Raw genomic sequence first — 19,232 nt, 5'->3', positions numbered from 1 at the left:
AATTGCCCGCATTAATAAAGAGAATAATTCGGCCGGTTAGTATCCGGTTGAACATGATGATGCTTCAGGAGTCAGCTATGGGATATCAAAAAATCCGCGTACCGGATGATGGAGATAAGATTACTGTCAGCTCTGATCTGACTTTGCATGTCCCTAATCACCCCATAGTTCCCTATATAGAGGGTGACGGCATTGGGGTTGATATTACGCCGCCCATGATAAAGGTCGTGAACGCTGCAGTGGAAAAGGCCTATGGCACCCGACGCGCGATTGCGTGGATGGAAATATACTGCGGCGAGAAAGCCACCCAGGTTTATGGGGCAGACCAATGGCTACCGGAAGAGACGCTTGAAGTACTACGGGAATTTTCTGTTGGAATCAAAGGGCCGCTTACAACACCTGTTGGCGGCGGAATTCGCTCGCTGAATGTTGCTCTGCGGCAGGAGCTTGATCTGTACGTGTGTATGAGACCTGTTCGTTGGTTTGAGGGTGTTCCAAGCCCTGTGGTGGCACCTGAAAAGACTGATATGGTGATTTTTCGGGAGAACTCGGAGGATATTTACGCGGGAATTGAATGGCAGGCCAATAGCGAAGAAGCCAGGAAAATCATCAACTTTCTCAGAGAAGAGATGGGAGTGACGAAGATTCGTTTTCCTGATAACTGCGGTATCGGCATTAAGCCGGTATCGGAAGAGGGGACTAAGCGGCTGGTTAGAAAGGCAATACAGTACGCGATAGATAACGACCGTCCTTCCGTCACCTTGGTGCATAAGGGAAATATCATGAAGTATACGGAGGGGGCTTTTAAGGAATGGGGGTATGAGCTGGCCAGAGAACGCTTCGGTGCGGAGCCGCTGGACGGTGGGCCCTGGCACCACTTTGCCAATCCAAAGACAGGGTCAGATATCGTCATTAAGGACGTCATCGCTGACGCCTTTCTTCAGCAGATCCTGATGAGGCCTGAGGACTACAGCGTAATTGCGACGCTCAACCTCAATGGTGACTACATATCCGATGCTCTTGCCGCCGAGGTGGGTGGCATTGGTATTGCGCCAGGAGCCAATATAGGGGGCAGCGTGGCCTTGTTTGAGGCCACTCACGGTACTGCTCCCAAATATGCCGGGCAAAACAAGGTCAATCCTGGTTCTCTGATTCTGTCCGCAGAAATGTTACTGCGTCACATAGGATGGAATGAGGCGGCGGATTTCATTCTTCGAGGTATGTCCGGGGCTATAGAAGCGAAAACGGTTACCTATGATTTCGAGCGTCTCATGCCGGATGCTACTTTATTATCTACTTCCCAGTTTGGCGATGCTGTCATTCAGCACATGGGGTAGATAATCGAAATAATATGCGTTGATATGGCTAAAGGATAAGAATATTAGATAACAGTGAGCATAAGGGGACCGTGCATGAAATTGGTGCACTACTTGAAGTAAGTCCGTGACCCTATTGCTGGAAATTGGGCACGACCTAAGCTCTGCCCCCACAAGTAATGGAGGCACAGCGGATGAGCAAAACCGTGCGGATAGCTTAAACGAAAGTAAAAGCTAGGCGCTGGCGGCTATTGACTGTGGTTTTGTTGAAGACGGCTCAGAGGCACTATCTTCGGTGGTTCGTTGTGATGAGCTTTCTTCGGCAGTTGTCGTATCACTTCGCTGGAGTGCCTCCAACGGCATGATATTGACAGCGTGGAATCCTTTTCCACTTGGTTGTGCTTCGAATGCTACAGCTTGTCCCGCTTTTAAAGTTTTATACCCTTCCATTTGGATGGAGGAGAAGTGCACGAAAAGGTCTTCTTTACACAGGTCTCCATTTCCTTCATCAGCGATAATAAAGCCGTAGCCCTTGGCATTGTTAAACCATTTTACTTTACCTTGAGGCATGATCGACTCCCTTGTCTCAAAGAATGGGCTTATGCCCTATTTTTTTTGTTAGTTGTTACTCCGCGGCCATTACTCCCTGGCATCTTCAAATGGGAAGCAGAAGTACCACTACCTTAGGAGATTGACCTAGTTTGCTTCCCATAGCGATAGTATTATAAAGCGAATTACATTGAAAGTAATCGAATAAATCCGTCTCTAGAGCTTGAAGTAAGGGGATAGAGTCTCCACATTCATAATCTGGGAGCGGGTTTCTCAACGTACTGAGACATTGTTGGCAGTGTGAGTTTATTTCAGCTGTGCTGGTCTGAAATTTGTATGGTTTCATTCCGCATATCGAGGTTTACGTCGGTCAAACAAATCTCAAGAAGATTTAACCAAATTATTCATTTCACCTATGGGTAAACTTGAAGATAGTCTACTAATATTAAACCAAGGAAAGGATGATGAGGGGCAGCATGATTCAGATCATGATCAGCACGGAAATCTGGCGGTTGCGCCCGAAAAACCGGCTCTCAAACGTCCTTCCCTTTACCACGTCATCATGCTCAATGATGACTTCACACCCATGGATTTTGTGGTGGAAGTGCTGATGACGTTTTTCAACATGCCTGAGCCTAAAGCAACTCAGATAATGTTGACTGTGCATACCCAGGGAAGGGCCGTATGTGGCGTGTTCACGAGGGACATTGCCGAGTCAAAGGCGGCTCAGGTCAATCAGTATTCCTCAGAATGTGAACATCCGCTGTTATGTGAAATTGAGAGAGCGGACTAGCTCGAAGCTGAGGTGCAGAAATGCTTAGTAAAGACCTCGAATTGACCTTAAATGCGGCATTCAAGAACGCGAGGGAGAAGCGTCATGAGTTTATGACCGTGGAGCATCTGCTGTTAGCACTTTTAGACAATGAGTCAGCCATTAAAGTGTTAGGTGCCTGTGGTGCGGAATTATCTCAGCTTCGTGAGGAACTCTCAGAGTTTGTCGATTCGACTACACCATTGATTCCCACTAATGACCCCGACAGGGAAACCCAGCCCACACTGGGGTTTCAGCGGGTCCTACAAAGAGCTGTATTTCATGTACAGTCTTCCGGCAAGAAGGAAGTGACCGGCGCCAATGTGCTGGTGGCAATCTTCAGTGAGCAGGAAAGCCAGGCTGTATATGTTTTGAAAAAGCAGAATGTGGCTCGTATTGATGTGGTCAACTACATCAGTCACGGTATTTCCAAGGTAGCCGGTGACAATGAGCAGGACGAAGAACATGAGCATCAGGATGAAGCTATGGAAGAATCCGGCGGTTCCAAACCCCTGGAGTCTTATGCCACCAATTTGAATGAACTGGCCAGGCAGGGTCGGATCGATCCGCTGATCGGCCGTGAAAAAGAAATCGAACGGGTTATGCAGATCTTGTCCCGTCGCCGTAAAAATAACCCACTGTTGGTCGGTGAGGCCGGCGTGGGCAAAACAGCTATCGCTGAGGGTCTGGCCAAGCAAATTGTGGAAGGTAATGTTCCTGACGTTATCAAGGATGCGGTGGTTTATTCGCTGGATCTAGGCGCTTTGCTGGCGGGTACCAAATATCGCGGCGATTTTGAGAAGCGCTTCAAGGCTCTTTTGAAAGAGCTCAAAAGACAGCATAAGTCCATTCTGTTTATTGATGAGATTCACACTATCATTGGTGCGGGGTCGGCTTCCGGCGGCGTTATGGATGCGTCCAATCTGCTGAAGCCCCTGTTAAGTTCTGGTGAAATCCGCTGTATCGGATCTACAACCTTTACAGAGTTTCGTGGAATCTTTGAGAAAGACAGTGCATTGGCACGACGATTCCAGAAAATAGATGTCATTGAACCCTCAGTACAGGATACATACCAGATCCTGAAAGGTCTGAAGCGGCAGTTTGAGAAGCATCACGAGGTGGAATACACCGACGATGCCTTGCGCTCAGCGGCAGAGTTGGCAGACCGTTATATCAATGATCGTCATATGCCTGATAAAGCCATTGATGTTATTGATGAGGCTGGGGCCAGTCAGCGTCTGAAAGCGGAAGAAGACCGGGCCAAGATTATCGATACGTATATTATTGAATCTGTGGTGGCAAGTATTGCCAGGATTCCACCAAAAACCGTTTCCTCTACAGATAAGGATAAACTCCGCAATCTGCAAAGGGATCTCAAAATGGTGGTATTCGGCCAGGATCCCGCCATCGAAGCATTGGCTACAGCAATTAAGCTTTCCCGTGCCGGGCTTAAGTCCGAAGGTAAGCCGGAAGGTTCCTTCCTGTTTGCCGGACCTACCGGGGTGGGTAAGACAGAAGTTACCCGGCAGTTAGCTAAAATTCTGGGTGTGGAACTGGTGCGCTTTGATATGTCGGAGTATATGGAACGCCATACTGTCTCGCGCTTGATTGGTGCTCCTCCCGGTTATGTCGGCTTTGATCAGGGGGGGTTATTGACGGAAGCTGTCAATAAGAACCCTCATTGTGTTCTGTTGCTGGACGAGATTGAGAAGGCTCATCCGGAAGTCTTCAATCTTTTGCTGCAGGTAATGGATCACGGAACTTTGACCGACAATAACGGCCGTAAGGCGGACTTCCGTCACGTTATTCTGGTAATGACCACCAATGCCGGTGCTGAGGAAATGAGTCGCCGGTCCATCGGGTTTAACTATCAGGATCACAGTACGGATGGTATGGAAATCATTACCAAGACGTTTTCACCTGAGTTCAGGAACCGGTTGGATGGCATTATTCAGTTCAAGCCTCTGACAGCAACGACTATCACGCATGTGGTAGACAAGTTCCTTACCGAGTTGCAAGCTCAGCTGGATGAGAAAAGAGTGTTGCTGGATTTGGATACTGAAGCCAAAGCCTGGCTGGCTGTGCATGGATATGACGAGAAGATGGGCGCGCGTCCAATGGCTCGATTGATCCAGGAGCACATTAAGAAGCCGTTGGCAGAGCACATTCTATTCGGCGAGTTGTCGGATGAGGGAGGAACTGTTCTGGTATCGGTTGCGGATGACAAGCTTGTATTCAAGTTTGTGCAGGAGAGAACTCTGGAAGACCAGTCTTCGTAAGGCTGGTTAAGAAGAGCATTAAAAAAGGGGCTTAGGCCCCTTTTTTAATGCTGAGAAGGCGAGATGTTAACGGGCGCGATATACGATTCGGCCTTTGCTGAGATCGTATGGAGTCATTTCAACTTTAACTTTGTCGCCAGTCAGAATACGAATGTAGTTTTTCCGCATTTTGCCTGAGATGTGAGCCGTCACAACGTGACCGTTTTCCAGCTCTACCCGGAACATCGTGTTGGGAAGGGTGTCAATAATGGTCCCTTCCATTTCTATATTGCCTTCTTTCGCCATTCAGCAGAATCCTCGTCAGTTATACAAAAGCGCCGTAGTTGTGTATTAATTATAACATATTGGCAGGTTATAAAGGGCCTGAAATATATAACAAATCAGCGCCACCTAAATTTAGGAGTGCGAATTTTGCCTTAATTATAACCAAAGTGCAAAGCGCAATCGGGAAAGAACTGTTAAATACTGACCCAGTTGTCTCTGACTAACACTTCTATGGGGCGATAATTGGTTTTATAAGACATCTTATTGCAGTTCCGAATCCAGTAGCCAAGGTAGAGGTAGGGGAGTTGTCTGCATTTCGCCTCCTCGATCTGCCATAGAATACCAAATACACCGAGCGCTCTTCTGGATTCGGAAGGATCAAAAAACGTATATATCGAAGATAACCCGTCTTGAGTGGTATCAGTCACTGCGACTCCGAGAAGCCGTGACTGGTGGCGAAACTCTACAAACTGAGTGTCTTCTCTGGATTCCAGTAGAAAAGACTCATACTGGTCCAGAGTTGGCGGAAACATGTCGCCATCCCGGTGACGTTCATTGATATATCGTTGATAAAGGGCAAAATGATCCTGCCGAAAGCGAGGTTCGCATTTTATGACCTGCAAATCCTTGTTTTTTGTCCAGGTCCGTTGCTGGCTTCGACTGGGTTCGAATCTGGCCACCGGAATCCGGACAGGAATGCAGGCATTGCATCCGTTACATCGGGGCTTATAGTAATGGTGACCGCTGCGCCGAAAGCCCAGCTGTGAAAGTCGGGTATAAAGAGATTGATCAACATCCGCTTTGGGGTCGACAAACATAGTGGTTGCCAGCCGATCATTCAAATAGCTGCAAGGATGTTCTGGGGTGGCGTAAAACACCAACGTACGCATGTTTGACATGGACAATACTCTCGCTGTTCCGCGGTAGCCGGAGTTAGATTCTTATTGGGAGTTCGCCGGAGCGGAACGCTCCTGGGGATGGGCACTGCGCTACTTTCTTGTATTGCAGAGCCTCGAACTATCCAATGAGACTCTGGTCAATCAGCCATTCGTGGCTCAGGTTTTGATCAATATTTTCTGCAAGTATAGTCAAAAACTGCTCTCTTGGAATAGAAGAAGCGCCAAGAGATAAAAGATGGGGGTTGGGAACCTGGCAGTCGAAAAGCTGGTAACCCCATGAGTGTAGGTGTTTGGCCAATACGATAAAGGCTGCTTTGGAAGCGTTGGTGCGTTTGGAGAACATGGATTCACCAAAAAAACATCGGCCCATCGCAATTCCGTAGAGCCCCCCAACCAGTTCGCTGCCTTCCCATATTTCTATGCTGTGGGCGAAGCCAAGCCTTGCGAGATATATGTAGGCGAGCTGCATATCCTGCGTTATCCAGGTTTCCGAACAATAGGCGCGGGGAGCGGCACAGGACTTGATTACGGCTTCAAAGGATGTATCAAAAGAATACTGAAACTTTTGGCTGTTAAAGACCCTTCTCATGCTTCGGGAGATGTGTATTTCACTGAGTTCCATAATGCAGCGTGGATCCGGAGACCACCAGAGAATGGGCTGGTCTTCGCTAAACCAGGGGAATATCCCCATTCGGTAGGCCCGCAGCAGTCGTTCCGGGCTCAGGTCGCCTCCCATGCAGAGCAGTCCATTGGGTTCCTCCAGCGCGGTACTGGGGTGGGGGAACATGATTTCGCGATCAAGCCAGGAGAGTTCTGTCATTGAGGCACAGCTAGTTAGTCATGGGTGATGGAATATCAACAAGCCCTTAGGCTAGCAATATGGTGTATCCATTATAAAAAGAAACCGGAGATGCATAATACACCTCCGGTCGAGAAGGATAGGTGGAAGGTGGCTGACCTGTCCAGGTTAGCATTCACCTAGGGTCAGCAGGACAGCTTACTGGTCCAGATACTTTTCCGCATCCAGGGCGGCCATGCAACCGAATCCGGCTGAAGTGACCGCTTGACGATATACATGGTCGGCAACGTCTCCGGCGGCAAACACACCTTCAACGCTGGTCTGGGTGGCATTACCTTCCGTGCCCGACTGGATTTTGAGGTAGCCGTCTTTCATTTCCAGCTGGCCTTCGAAAATGTCTGTGTTGGGCTTGTGGCCGATAGCGATAAACACTCCGCTAACTTCCAAGTCCTGAGTGTCTCCACCTTTCGTGCTTTTGATGCGCAGGCCGGTTACTCCGGTGTCGTCCCCTAAAACCTCATCGACTGTGTGATCCCAGACAATGCGAATATTGCCGTTCTGCTCTTTTTCGAACAGTTTGTCTTGAAGGATCTTCTCTGCACGAAGCGAGTCACGGCGGTGAACCAGGACGACTTCTGCTGCGATATTGGAGAGGTACAGGGCTTCTTCCACAGCGGTGTTACCGCCGCCAACGACTGCTACTTTCTGCTTGCGATAGAAAAAGCCATCGCAGGTAGCGCAAGCGCTAACTCCTTTGCCTTTGAACGCCTCTTCAGAGTCGAGACCAAGATATTGGGCGGAAGCACCTGTCGCGATGATCAGGGCGTCGCAAGTATAAGTGCCTTGGTCGCCAATTAGAGTGAAGGGCTTATTGCTGAGGTCAGCGGTATGAATATGGTCAAAAACGATCTCAGTTTCAAAGCGCTCGGCATGCTTCTGCATCCGTTGCATCAGTTCCGGCCCCTGAACGCCGGAATCATCACCAGGCCAGTTGTCAACGTCTGTAGTGGTGGTCAACTGCCCCCCCATCTGCATGCCGGTAATAATGACTGGGTCAAGGTTCGCTCGTGCAGCATATACCGCAGCAGTATAGCCGGCAGGCCCAGATCCCAGGATCAGCAGTTTGATATGCCGAGATTCGCTCATGAATAAAATCCTTACTTCCAAATAGATAATGTGGTGCACTCGATGGTGAGTAAATGCGGTAAAGGTACCACAATTCCAAGGGGGAATTGATTAATTTAACCAATGATCCAGATTGGCAGCGGCAATGTATCCAAAGTTTTTTTCAACCCAAGGTTGTAGTGAGTCGTCGATCTTCTCGTGATCTAGATGACTTCTACTTCTCTGATTATTTTGGTGCTTAGGGGGTAGTGATCGGACTTGCTTGATCCTCCAAGCCGGTGCTCAACCACAGAAGGAAGCACTGCCTGAATATCATCCGGTAGCACATGCTCTCTGCCTTCGACTAACGCCCAGGACTTGGCCGCCCGAAGTAGTGCGATGCCTCCGCGGGGGGAGAGTCCATCTTTGAATTCTGCATTTTGACGCGTAAAGCTGATAATACGCTGGACGTAGTCCAAGAGTGGGCCTGTGCACTTCACTTGAGGTACCAGTTTCTGGAGAGAGCTCAACTCTTCCTGTGACATGCAAGGTTTTATGGACTGAAGTAGCGCTGTTCTGTCGTGCCCCAGAAGGAGTTCTCTCTCTGCCTCGGGCGTTGGGTAGCCGAGGTGAATGCGCATAAAAAATCGGTCCATTTGAGACTCCGGCAAGAGAAAGGTGCCGGATTGCTCTGTCGGGTTTTGAGTGGCAATAACAAAAAAGGGCCGGGGAAGAGGGTAGGTTGTACCCTCCACGCTGATCTGGCGCTCTTCCATGGCTTCCAGCAAAGCACTTTGTGCCTTAGGTGTAGAGCGGTTGATTTCGTCCGCCAGTACAATTTGCGCAAAAAGAGGCCCCTTGTGAAAGGTGAACTCTGATTTGTTGCGATCAAAAAGGTTGATGCCAATAAGGTCTGAAGGCAAAAGGTCACTGGTGAATTGAATTCGGTTGTAAGACAGACCAAGACTTTGAGCAATCGCATGGGACAGAGTGGTTTTTCCCATGCCGGGCAAATCCTCTATGAGCAGGTGTCCTTCGCATAGCAGGCAGGTCAGTGCAAGCTTGATCTGTCTTTGCTTACCCAGAACGACGGTGCCGATCTGATCGATTGTCCGTTGGATTAAAGTAGTCATGTATGCTTATCGGGGTCCTGTTTGCCTGTTGGTCCAGATAAAAATGGAAGGCGTTGCCTTCCATTTCAGAACAAGTATTGGCTCGAAACAAGCGCTAGCTCGAAACAAGTGTTGATGCCTTCAGATAACGCCGTCTGGAAGTTGCATGGTAACGCAATGCAGACTTCCGTGTTGTTCTATCAGGCTGCGGCAATCGATAGCCTCAATTGTCCGGTCAGGGAAGCAGAACTTCAGTTGGCTGATGGCTTCCTGGTCTTGTGGGACGCCATAAACAGGTGCTAGCACAGCGCCATTGATGATCAGAAAGTTGGCGTAAGTGGCGGGAAGTCTGTGTCCTTCATCGTCAAAGCAGGCGTCAGCCATCGGTAGAGGAATCAGCTTGTAAGGGCTGCCGTCTGCTTTGCGAGCGGCTTGCAGCTGACCTTCCATTTTCTTCAGAGCGTCATAATGTTCATCTGAAGGATCATTGCACTGAACATAGCAGATAGTTTCTTCGTCACAGAACCGGGCCAGAGTATCAATGTGGCTGTCGGTGTCGTCTCCGGCCAGATAGCCGTGATCTAGCCAGAGTACCCGACTGGCGCCAAAATATTCTTTAAAGCTGGCTTCGACGGATTCCTTTGTGGCATCTGGATTTCTTGTTGCCGTTAAGACGCACTCAGAAGTGGTCATAACGGTTCCCTGGCCATCTGATTCAATTGAGCCACCCTCGAGAATATAGGGGATGTGACGGATAGCTGCTCCATCGAACGCCCCGAGCTCAAGAAGGCTGGTGGTAATCTGGTCATCTTTTTCATAGTCGAATTTGCCGCCCCAGGCGTTGAAGCGGAAATCCAACAGTACCGGGGTGTGACCATCATAGACGGTGATTGGGCCATGGTCTCGACACCAGCTATCATTAGATGGGACACAATAGAGACCTACCTTTTCAGGTGGTATGCCAGCTGCATGCAGCGCGTCTGCGATCTTTTCCAACCTGTCGAAAGACTGACAACTGATGATCAGGTTTTGGTATTTGCATACAGCCTTGGCAATTTCAAGAAAGGTGGTTTCGACTTGGGGTAAATTTTCAGCCCAGTCGGTTTGCTCATGCGGCCAGGTTAACAGAACAGCGCATTGGGGAGCCCATTCGGCGGGTAGGACAATATTGCTCACTCAGGTTTCCGAAATGATGTTGATGAAATTCTAAAATTGTTGTCAATTAGTTTTTGGGCTTAAGAACCGCATGAATGACGGTTTGTCCCTCAAAGTAAACGGTGTAGCCAGGGTAATCCCAAACTGTAATAGGGGGAGTGCCCACAGGACCTTTGGTGGAGATGGGTTGCCCGAACTGGGACTCAACGGAACTCATATCCTGGCCACTTCTGGGCAAGTTGACAGTTTGCCGGTCTCCCTGGTTCATAACAGGAGTTTTGAGCTCCTCAGCATGTGAAGTTAAAGAAGCTGCCAGCAGAATGCTGCATGCAAGTACCCGTCCCAGATTGGATTTTAGTTGACGTTGCATCGATATTTCCTATCAAAACAGTTTGTTACCAAATAAGAGATCCTAATATGCATACTATAATGGATATCTTAATAACTTTATTAGAGTGTAGCCTTAAACTTTTGAACTGTCGCATGTTTGCCTAACATTTGGTATCAGTTTTTGGCTAATTCCCTGCGTCGCGCCTGTTGTTGGATTTTCAGGATATAGCGGGCGATCAGTTGGCGTTGGTGTTCGTCCATGTCAACGAAGTTGACTCTGACTTGAAATCTGCTCGAATGACCGCTGTCTTCATCTTCATAGGCAATGGAATCGCAGGAGATGACTTCCGCCAGCGAGGCAATAGACAGATAAGCAGGTACCGCAGTAAATTTGATCGCCATCTTTTGCCCCACCTTCAGCTCAGTAGAGGTGCAAAATGCCATTCCGCCTTCACTGATGTCCATCTCTTGAATGCTGTCGTCCGAAATATTGGTCTCCACCATGGTCACGGTTCTGGCGATCAGGTCGATTTTCTTGTTGAGGATTTTAATTAGTGCAGCCGCAGTCCTTTCACTATCGGGAATGTGGCTCAGCATATGCTGAAATTCTACATCGAGGGCTTGCAGTTCATTGATCAGCTCGAAATAGACTGGATGGCGGAAAAACTGCTCAAACCCTGGCGCTATGTTGTCATAGAGGACATATTCGATCAGTCCTCTGTCCTTGATTCGAAAGAAATCTCTGCGATTATCGGGTTTGCCTCGTTGCCTCATGAACCATCCTTCGGGGTTAAAAATCAATTCTTTTATTAGTGTAGGACGAAATTAACTAACCGTAGTAGTCCTCAGTATTTCAATCGATTATAGTTTTACGCCATTTTTAAGACTTACATGGTATCTGGTAATGTGTGGTGTCCGGTAATGTGCTTCCACATCCGGTTTCTGTAAACGAATACCTGTTCAAATAGAAAAGTTGGTATTGAATGTATAAACCTTTAAGCCTGTTTGTTGGCTTGCGCTATACCGCGGCAAAGCGGGATAACCATTTTATCTCGTTTATCTCCCTTACTTCGATGATTGGACTGATACTGGGTGTATTGGTGTTGATCACCGTGATGTCTGTCATGAATGGATTCGATCGGGAGCTTCGTCAGAGAATTCTGGGGATGGTTCCTCATGCGGTGGTCAAGAGTTACTCCCCGATGACCGACTGGCAGGACCTGCAGAAAAAAATCGAGAATACTCCTGGTGTAGAGGGGGTGGCTCCATTTATTCAGGCTCAGGGAATGGCGACGGCGGAAGGGAATGTGCATGGGATATTGATAAATGGTATCGATCCTGTTGCAGAGCAAAATGTTTCGATCGTCCAAAATCATATGGTGCAGGGAAGTCTGACGGATCTGAAATCGGGTGACTTCGGCATTGTCATTGGTGACCTCCTGGCGCGGTCATTGCGGGCAAGGATAGGGGATAAAATTACGATCATTCTGCCGGAAGCTTCAGTCACCCCTGCCGGAGTGTTTCCCCGTATGAAAAGGTTGACGGTCGTCGGGATCTTCAGTGTAGGTGCTGAACTCGACGGGACGCTGGCCATGGTGCACATAGACGATGCAGCAAAGCTCAAACGTCTGGGGAATGCCATTGAAGGGCTGCGGTTGCGTATGGAGAATCTCTTTGCTTCCCAGAAGATCGCTTGGGGAATTGCCAGCCAGTTGGGGAGTGGTTATTACGCAAGTGACTGGACTCGAACACACGGTAATCTGTTTCAGGCCATCAGGATGGAAAAAACCATGGTGGGCCTGTTGCTGATGATGATTATCGCGGTGGCTGCATTCAATATAGTTTCCACTTTGGTCATGGTGGTCACCGATAAAAAGGCGGATATCGCTATTTTGCGTACGATGGGCGCAACACCGGGTTCGATTTTACGGGTATTTATGGTTCAGGGAACTCTGATCGGCGTCATCGGAACAGGGCTAGGTGTGCTATTTGGAGTGCTGCTTGCAACTAATATCAGTTCTATTATTGCCGGGCTGGAGGATCTGCTGGGCACGCAATTCCTTAGTTCAGACGTCTACTTCATCAGCTATTTGCCATCAGAGCTGCAATGGAGCGACGTGGGTGTGATTAGTGCCTGCACTTTGGCGATAAGCTTCCTGGCTACGATTTATCCCGCTTACCGGGCGTCCAAAATTGAACCTGCGGAGGCTCTGCGCTATGAATAATGAACTCGTATTGAGTTGCCAGGCTGTGCACAAATCCTACGTGCAGGGGAAAGAAACTATCGAGATCCTGAGAGGGATCGATCTTGATGTCACCCCTGGGGAAACGCTGGCTATTGTCGGGGCGTCGGGATCCGGTAAGTCAACACTTCTGAATATTCTTGGGGCTTTGGATGCTCCATCCAGTGGTGATGTATATATTGCGGGGAAAAAAGCGGCTGCCTTAAAAGAAAAGGCAAAGGCCAGGCTCCGGAACCATCATGTTGGTTTTGTTTATCAGTTTCATCATCTCTTGCCGGAGTTTAGTGCTCTTGAAAATGTCGCCATGCCTTTGCTTATTAAAGGTGAGTCGCCATCAAAGGCTCAAAAGGAAGCGGCAGAATGGCTGGAGAGAGTGGGGTTGGGGCATCGACTTGCCCATAAGCCTGGCCAGCTCTCTGGTGGTGAGCGTCAACGGGTGGCGATTGCTCGTGCTATCGCGCCCAGGCCCTCCTGCGTATTGATGGATGAGCCTACGGGAAATCTCGATCCAGACTCGGCGGATTCGGTTCAGCAGCTGCTGTGGGAGTTGGTCAAAGATAACCAGACGGCATTTGTGTTGGTAACTCATGACCCGGCGTTAGCTGCGAAAATGAGTAAGACCTATCGCCTGAAGGATGGTCACTTGGTGCGGGAGCATGAAATGGAGTCCTTAGGTTAGGAATCCGAATTGATGTTCTGTCGTTTGCCCGTTTGATTGAAAGCGACAGGTGGTGTGATCTATGAACCACCTGCCGCTATAGACAAAGATTAGGATGTTTCGGAAGGTGCTTCTACATTTTCAGGAGCACAAAGGAAACCGCCCTTTTCCAGATAATCGATGACAGCCTTTACTGCTTCATCAATGCTCAATTTGCTGGTATCCACGTCGATTTCCGGATCTTCAGGAGCTTCATAGGGGGAATCGATACCAGTGAAGTTCTTGATTAATCCGGCACGCGCTTTTTTGTATAGACCTTTGGGATCTCTTTTTTCGCAATCCTCAATAGGAGTGCTGATGTAGACCTCGATAAATTCCGTAGGGGCAAATAGCGAACGTACCATTTCACGGTCCTTGCGAAATGGAGATATAAACGCCGTGACCACGATCAATCCCGCATCGACCATCAGTTTGGCCGCTTCGCCCACCCGACGAATATTTTCTACCCTATCCCTATCGGAAAAGCCCAGGTCTTTGTTTAATCCGTGCCGCACATTGTCGCCGTCCAAACCGTAGGTGTGATACCCATTACCGTGGAGAACTCGGTCGAGAGCTTCTGCCAAAGTGGATTTGCCGGCGCCACTCAGGCCTGTCAACCAGATGGCACAAGGCTTCTGGTTTTTGATGGCAGCTCGGTGATTCTTGTTGAGTTTGTAGTTGTGCCAGACAATATTGGTATCTGTCATCAATTGGTTTCCTGCATCTATTGAAAAAGCTTAGCGGGGTAGGCGCATACCTCTGCTAACTATGTTGTAAATTGCCGTGTTGTAAAAAGCTATGTTGTAAATAGCTAGGTCGTAAAATTCTTAGCCAAGTCTGGATAGCATCATGTTTTCCAGCTTTACCTGGTCTTCGGCAAACTTGCGAATTCCTTCTGCCAACTTCTCTGTTGCCATGGCGTCTTCATTCAGCTCCCATCTGAATTGTGCCTCTGTTATGGGGGCAGGTGGGGGGCTGGATTCACCGGTATAGTCCAGTGCGCGATCCAAGGCCGACTGATCGTCATCCAATTCGGCCAGGAGGTCTGGGCTGATGGTGAGTTTGTCACACCCTGCCAAAGCAATAATTTGACCAGTAGTCCTGAAGCTCGCGCCCATCACTATTGTGTTGTAGCCATGCTGCTTGTAATACCGGTATATGTTCGATACGGACTGAACACCTGGGTCTTCCTGGGGTTCAATGTGGTCCTTGCCCCATGCCTTTTTATACCAGTCATATATACGGCCGACAAAGGGGGATATCAAAAATGCACCGGCTTCAGCGCAGGCTACTGCCTGGCAGAATGAGAATAAAAGCGTCAAATTGCAGTTAATCCCTTCTTTTTGCAAAACTTCAGCGGCTCGAATGCCTTCCCAAGTAGAAGCGATCTTGATCAGTATCCTTTCTTTGGGAACCCCAACGGATTTATATAGATCAATCAAGTGATGAGCTTTGTCGATTGTGTCTTGAGTGCTGAAAGATAGTCGCGCATCTACTTCAGTGGATACATATCCTGGTACGACCATGGAGATCTCTTTACCAATTCTTACGGCAAGATAGTCGCAAGCAGCTACGGCTTTTTGTTGGGCGGTACCCGGACAGGAAGCTCCATGGGAAATGGCTTCATCTATATATGAAGTATATTCCGGCAGAGAGGCCGCCTTAAGTAATAAGCTTGGGTTGGTTGTCGCGTCGTCCGGTTTATGCAATTTTATTGCTTTAATATCGCCGGTATCTGCTACGACGGATGTCATAGTGCGTAGCTGCTGTAGCTTGGAACTCATTAACACTGCTCCTTGGTCATTGGTCTTAATCTATGGGTCAGAACTTAAGCCACAGTATTGCTGAAAGATGACATGATTTTTAATGCTTCTTCAAAAACAGCCGGTGTGGCATCTTTCTTTACTGCATTCTGACTTAAATGGCGCCGAAATACCTTGCCGCCTTTCTGTCCGTGAAATAGTCCCAGACTATGCCGGACCATATGCCATATTGGCAAGCCATTAGCGTATTGGTTCTCGATATAATTTAGGTATTGATAGCCAATATCCAGGGCGGAGTCCTCCAGAACCGGGCCGTCGAACAGATGATGGTCGATATCAGCCAACACCCAGGGGCGCTGATAAGCCTCTCTTCCAACCATAACTCCATCAACATGCTGGAGATGGATTTTTGTTTCGTCGAGACTCTTAATGCCCCCATTGATGATAATTTCCAGTGTTGGAAATAGTTGTTTTATTTTATACACGCGCTCATATATTAATGGAGGGACCTCACGATTTTGCTTTGGACTAAGGCCTTTTAGAATGGCTTTACGCGCATGAATAATGAAAGTGGTTGTACCTGCCTGCTGGAGCGTGTCAACAAAATCAATAAGAAATTCTTCACTTTCAAGATGGTCGATACCGATCCGATGTTTTATTGTAACCGGGATATCGACGGTATCACGCATAGCTTTAAGGCAATCCGATACAAGTTCTTTTTCTGCCATCAGGCAGGCGCCAATCATATTGTTCTGAACGCGATCGCTTGGGCAGCCAACATTTAAATTAATTTCATCATAACCCCATTGCTCACATAACTTGGAACATTCAGCTAACTGTTTTGGGTCACTGCCACCTAATTGTACAGCGATTGGGTGTTCTTCCGGGTTAAAGTCCAAAAATCTTGATTTATCCCCAAATAGAATAGCTCCAGTTGTTATCATCTCGGTATATAACAATGAGTGGCGACTAATAAGTCTCGCCAGATAACGATAGTGGCGATCAGTCCAGTCCATCATTGGAGCAATAGAAAACTTTCGGCTGAATGGGGTGGTCACTTTGGTTGGCACAGATAATTCCAGACTACGTATTAAAGTGGGTATGGTTTGCAATGGTGTAAACCACCATATTCTAACTCATTTAAGCCTTGTAGTCTTAGACTGCTGATGGGGGAAATAGTAGTTAGTTCGAGGTTGAGGGAGCCCGGAGTGAAATAGAGGCAGTTTCCATTGCAATCTGATAGAGGTCCGGGTTCCCTGCGGGGTAAATAGCGCTATTTAATAGCGATCAAGCTGCGGTTGGCATCGACAGTTTTATTTCCGATTCCCTTTACCAATGCAAGTTCGTCTATTGTCATAAAAGCTCCATTTGTATTTCGAAATTCTACAATGGCCTCTGCTTTTTTTAGCCCAATACCTTTTAGAGTTGTTGCAATGGTATTCGCATCGGCGGTGTTAATATTGACTTTCTCGATGGATGCAATTTTCTGGATGGGGGGTTCGGAAGTTTCAGCGTAGGCGCTGTTAATAAATGTCATTGCCAAAACAAATACTATAGCAGAAAAGATTTTTTCCATGGTTCACTCCTTTGAATATTTTCCTTGCAATCGAAACTGCGAAAACAATATTAATTGTCATTATTTTTTTTGAATATTAGAAATCACTGAATCTGATGTAGGCGCTAGCGTACAATTGTAAGAAATTGTAGATATGTCTTGATAATTTTTGTTTATCGTATAAATTGATATTCAACTTATTTGTGATAAGTTTGTTGTATCTAACAATCAACTTTGATGAACTCTTTTAGAGGTGGAGTCAGTCTGAATGAATAAACTTGCTGCATATATAGAAGCCAAGTCCGAAATGGAAAACTTGAAGAAGCGTCTCGAAGCTTTGGAGAGTGATGAGTCTTTAAAGCAAACGCTTAAATTCCAGAATGAACTTGATAAGTTAATGGATAAGTTTGGCGTGTCCCAGGATGATGTATTGAAAATGTGGGGCAAAGCCAAGGCTGATGCAAAGGGTGCCGCTGATAAGCGTCGCGGAACTCGTCCATTAAAGACATATAAAAACCCTAAAACCGGTGAAACAGTTAAGACTCGCGGTGGAAATCATAAAACTCTTAACGCTTGGCGTGAAGAATATGGTAAAGACGCGGTAGATAGCTGGCTGGTTAAATAGTCATAGATGTCACTTTCTAGGTTGAGTTTTCCTTTCAACCTTCTAGATTAAATAATTTTAAAGGCCGTATGAATTTCGAGCAATTCATGCGGCCTTTCTGTATCTGTAGCTCAGATTGCCATTTGGTCTAATCCAAATCCTTGATTTGTCATTGTCATTTGAAAGTTCTCTTCCCTATAATCATTTCAAACCATAATAAATGAAACTGACTGGATGTCGGTTGCTGAAGGAATGAAAGTTCTGTGAAGGGCCTACTTATAACTTACCTGATAGCCATGGTGTTATCGGGAAGTTCCGCTGTTATTGCCGCTCCATGGACGTCTATTGATGACGTCAGGCTGCGCCAAAGTCTTCAATTGCTTGTAGATTCAGGGTACATCAGTCTGAACGTTACTGCTTGGCCGGTCAATTGGGCCAGTATTCAGCGGGAGCTATCTAGAATTTCTCGAAATCATATTTTCTCACCCTCAGCGAGGGTGGCCTATGACTATATTTCATATGAATTATCCAGAGACAGATCCAGGGCTGTTAAAGTAGAAGCAGGAGCAAGAGCATCATCAGAGGCTCCGCTTTTGAAAAAATATGGTGATGCCTATGGTGAAAATAACGAGCTTTGGGGCAAGCTTGATGCCATAGGAAATAGTTGGGCGTTAGGTATAAAGGCTAGTATGGTAGAAGGAGACTACAGTGATAGTCCTATAGGCCGTTTGGATGGTTCATACATAGCCGGGTTGTGGGGGAATTGGATTATAGGTATTGGCGCTGTAGATCGGTGGTGGGGGGCGGGTTGGCAATCCAGCCTTGTACTTTCGACAAATGCACGACCTGTGCCTGGTATCTATATCAAGCGAAACAATGATTCTACGCCAGACAGTAACTGGCTCAAGTGGGTGGGGCCCTGGAGTCTGGATCTTTTTTTAGGGCAGCTTGAGAGGGATCGGTACATTTCCGATGCAAAGTTTCTTGGTGCAAGGTTCTCGTTTCGGCCGGTTCAGCCACTGGAGGTAGGAATCACAAGGGTGGCTCAATGGGGTGGAGAGGGAAGACCAGAAACGCTTTCTTCGCTATATAATTTGATGATTGGTAAGGATAACCGGGATGATGGGGGGGTTACCGAAGAAAATGAGCCAGGTAATCAACTAGGCGGTATAGATGTTCGTTATTCATTTCGTGTTAATGGATTGCCTAGTGCAGGATATATTCAGGCAATAGGAGAGGATGAAGCAGGTGGTTTACCCTCAAAGACTGCGGGTCTTGTAGGTTTGGAAAGTAATTTTCGGTTAAATAGCTCGAGCATCAATACATATGTGGAGTATGTGGATACCAGAGCTGGAAGGCTTTTTACTGGAAAAGACTATGTAAATACATTTTACAGTCACTCTATCTATCAAAATGGATATCGATATAAGGGGCGAACTTTGGGGGCCTCAATTGATAATGATTCTAAAATGGTTACGTTGGGAGTGTCATTAATACAGCAGGATGACAGCCTGCTCACATTTTCTACTAGCTATATTGAATTGAATGATGATGCTTCCAGCAGTGGGGCTCTTCCGCATGTAAGCTTTAATCAGAAAAAATTGATGGCATATAGGTTAGAGTACCAAGATGAATGGAATGCTTTACGCTATCGCGTGGGTATGAATGTCTATAGTGAAGAAATGGCAAACGACTATACAAATAGTGGTCATTTTGCTCTGTCAGCCGAAGGAACATACAGGTTTTAATTTC

Annotated in this window: 20 protein-coding genes; 7 read left to right on the top strand and 13 right to left on the bottom strand. The window is 47.3% G+C overall.

Going from position 1 to position 19,232, the window contains the following annotated elements; genetic code table 11:
• Positions 1-77: 77 nt before the first annotated feature.
• Positions 78-1,337, top strand: coding sequence for an NADP-dependent isocitrate dehydrogenase (gene icd / locus BTA51_RS07715; RefSeq protein WP_094706868.1), 1,260 nt, complete (start codon positions 78-80; stop codon positions 1,335-1,337).
• A 213-nt stretch (positions 1,338-1,550) separates the two neighbouring features.
• Here icd and BTA51_RS30840 read toward each other — a convergent pair whose 3' ends face one another.
• The gene (locus BTA51_RS30840; RefSeq protein WP_094706867.1) at positions 1,551-1,886 is read right to left on the bottom strand and encodes a cold-shock protein; all 336 of its coding nucleotides are present in this window, start codon (positions 1,884-1,886) and stop codon (positions 1,551-1,553) included.
• 394 nt (positions 1,887-2,280) lie between these two features.
• On the opposite strand from BTA51_RS30840, the gene clpS reads away from it, so the two are divergent.
• Together clpS and clpA are read left to right on the top strand one after the other, a co-directional pair.
• Complete coding sequence (gene clpS, locus BTA51_RS07705; RefSeq protein WP_094706866.1) at positions 2,281-2,658, top strand: ATP-dependent Clp protease adapter ClpS; 378 nt, start codon at positions 2,281-2,283, stop codon at positions 2,656-2,658.
• 20 nt (positions 2,659-2,678) lie between these two features.
• Positions 2,679-4,955: an ATP-dependent Clp protease ATP-binding subunit ClpA gene (gene clpA / locus BTA51_RS07700; RefSeq protein ID WP_094706865.1), complete on the top strand. Its 2,277-nt coding sequence runs from the start codon at positions 2,679-2,681 to the stop codon at positions 4,953-4,955.
• A 66-nt stretch (positions 4,956-5,021) separates the two neighbouring features.
• Here the strand turns inward: clpA and infA are convergent, their stop codons facing one another.
• From infA to BTA51_RS07660, 8 genes are all read right to left on the bottom strand, one after another.
• Entirely contained in the window at positions 5,022-5,240 is a 219-nt protein-coding gene (gene infA, locus BTA51_RS07695) for a translation initiation factor IF-1 (RefSeq protein ID WP_020409731.1), read from the bottom strand.
• A 173-nt stretch (positions 5,241-5,413) separates the two neighbouring features.
• A complete protein-coding gene (locus BTA51_RS07690; RefSeq protein WP_094706864.1) occupies positions 5,414-6,118 on the bottom strand; it encodes an arginyltransferase in 705 nt (234 codons plus the stop codon).
• Between the two features lie 118 nt (positions 6,119-6,236).
• Positions 6,237-6,938, bottom strand: coding sequence for a leucyl/phenylalanyl-tRNA--protein transferase (gene aat, locus BTA51_RS07685; protein WP_094706863.1), 702 nt, complete (start codon positions 6,936-6,938; stop codon positions 6,237-6,239).
• Positions 6,939-7,115: 177 nt separating this feature from the next.
• Positions 7,116-8,063, bottom strand: a complete 948-nt coding sequence (gene trxB, locus BTA51_RS07680) for a thioredoxin-disulfide reductase (protein WP_094706862.1) — start codon at positions 8,061-8,063, stop codon at positions 7,116-7,118.
• Positions 8,064-8,245: 182 nt separating this feature from the next.
• On the bottom strand, positions 8,246-9,154 hold the full coding sequence (locus BTA51_RS07675; RefSeq protein WP_094706861.1) for a MoxR family ATPase: 909 nt from the start codon (positions 9,152-9,154) through the stop codon (positions 8,246-8,248).
• A gap of 120 nt (positions 9,155-9,274) precedes the next feature.
• The gene (locus BTA51_RS07670; RefSeq protein WP_094706860.1) at positions 9,275-10,309 is read right to left on the bottom strand and encodes an agmatine/peptidylarginine deiminase; all 1,035 of its coding nucleotides are present in this window, start codon (positions 10,307-10,309) and stop codon (positions 9,275-9,277) included.
• A 46-nt stretch (positions 10,310-10,355) separates the two neighbouring features.
• The gene (locus tag BTA51_RS07665; RefSeq protein WP_094706859.1) at positions 10,356-10,658 is read right to left on the bottom strand and encodes a hypothetical protein; all 303 of its coding nucleotides are present in this window, start codon (positions 10,656-10,658) and stop codon (positions 10,356-10,358) included.
• 134 nt (positions 10,659-10,792) lie between these two features.
• Positions 10,793-11,392, bottom strand: coding sequence for a PilZ domain-containing protein (locus tag BTA51_RS07660; protein WP_094706858.1), 600 nt, complete (start codon positions 11,390-11,392; stop codon positions 10,793-10,795).
• 209 nt (positions 11,393-11,601) lie between these two features.
• On the opposite strand from BTA51_RS07660, the gene BTA51_RS07655 reads away from it, so the two are divergent.
• Together BTA51_RS07655 and BTA51_RS07650 are read left to right on the top strand one after the other, a co-directional pair.
• Complete coding sequence (locus BTA51_RS07655) at positions 11,602-12,843, top strand: lipoprotein-releasing ABC transporter permease subunit (RefSeq protein ID WP_094706857.1); 1,242 nt, start codon at positions 11,602-11,604, stop codon at positions 12,841-12,843.
• Entirely contained in the window at positions 12,836-13,540 is a 705-nt protein-coding gene (locus tag BTA51_RS07650) for an ABC transporter ATP-binding protein (RefSeq protein ID WP_094706856.1), read from the top strand. Before BTA51_RS07655 ends, BTA51_RS07650 begins: the two co-directional genes overlap by 8 nt.
• Positions 13,541-13,629: 89 nt before the next feature.
• Here BTA51_RS07650 and cysC read toward each other — a convergent pair whose 3' ends face one another.
• The 4 genes from cysC to BTA51_RS30630 all read right to left on the bottom strand — a co-directional run bounded on the left by cysC (position 13,630) and on the right by BTA51_RS30630 (position 16,897).
• The gene (cysC, locus tag BTA51_RS07645) at positions 13,630-14,265 is read right to left on the bottom strand and encodes an adenylyl-sulfate kinase (protein ID WP_094706855.1); all 636 of its coding nucleotides are present in this window, start codon (positions 14,263-14,265) and stop codon (positions 13,630-13,632) included.
• A gap of 120 nt (positions 14,266-14,385) precedes the next feature.
• The gene (tal, locus tag BTA51_RS07640) at positions 14,386-15,342 is read right to left on the bottom strand and encodes a transaldolase (protein ID WP_094706854.1); all 957 of its coding nucleotides are present in this window, start codon (positions 15,340-15,342) and stop codon (positions 14,386-14,388) included.
• Between the two features lie 44 nt (positions 15,343-15,386).
• Positions 15,387-16,391 carry a tRNA dihydrouridine(20/20a) synthase DusA gene (gene dusA, locus BTA51_RS07635; RefSeq protein WP_256385708.1) on the bottom strand — a complete coding sequence of 335 codons (1,005 nt, stop codon included), beginning with the start codon at positions 16,389-16,391 and terminating at the stop codon, positions 15,387-15,389.
• A gap of 203 nt (positions 16,392-16,594) precedes the next feature.
• Positions 16,595-16,897, bottom strand: coding sequence for a helix-hairpin-helix domain-containing protein (locus BTA51_RS30630; protein ID WP_094706853.1), 303 nt, complete (start codon positions 16,895-16,897; stop codon positions 16,595-16,597).
• 247 nt (positions 16,898-17,144) lie between these two features.
• Between BTA51_RS30630 and BTA51_RS07625 the strand changes: the two genes are divergently transcribed.
• Together BTA51_RS07625 and BTA51_RS07620 are read left to right on the top strand one after the other, a co-directional pair.
• Positions 17,145-17,501 carry a histone-like nucleoid-structuring protein, MvaT/MvaU family gene (locus BTA51_RS07625; RefSeq protein WP_094706852.1) on the top strand — a complete coding sequence of 119 codons (357 nt, stop codon included), beginning with the start codon at positions 17,145-17,147 and terminating at the stop codon, positions 17,499-17,501.
• 242 nt (positions 17,502-17,743) lie between these two features.
• On the top strand, positions 17,744-19,228 hold the full coding sequence (locus tag BTA51_RS07620) for a capsule assembly Wzi family protein (RefSeq protein ID WP_246840965.1): 1,485 nt from the start codon (positions 17,744-17,746) through the stop codon (positions 19,226-19,228).
• The last annotated feature ends 4 nt before the right edge of the window (positions 19,229-19,232 follow it).

Source organism: Hahella sp. CCB-MM4 (assembly GCF_002260525.1).
GTDB lineage: Bacteria > Pseudomonadota > Gammaproteobacteria > Pseudomonadales > Oleiphilaceae > Hahella.
Note: the sequence above shows the minus strand (reverse complement) of the source record. Positions and strands in the feature narration are given on the sequence as shown.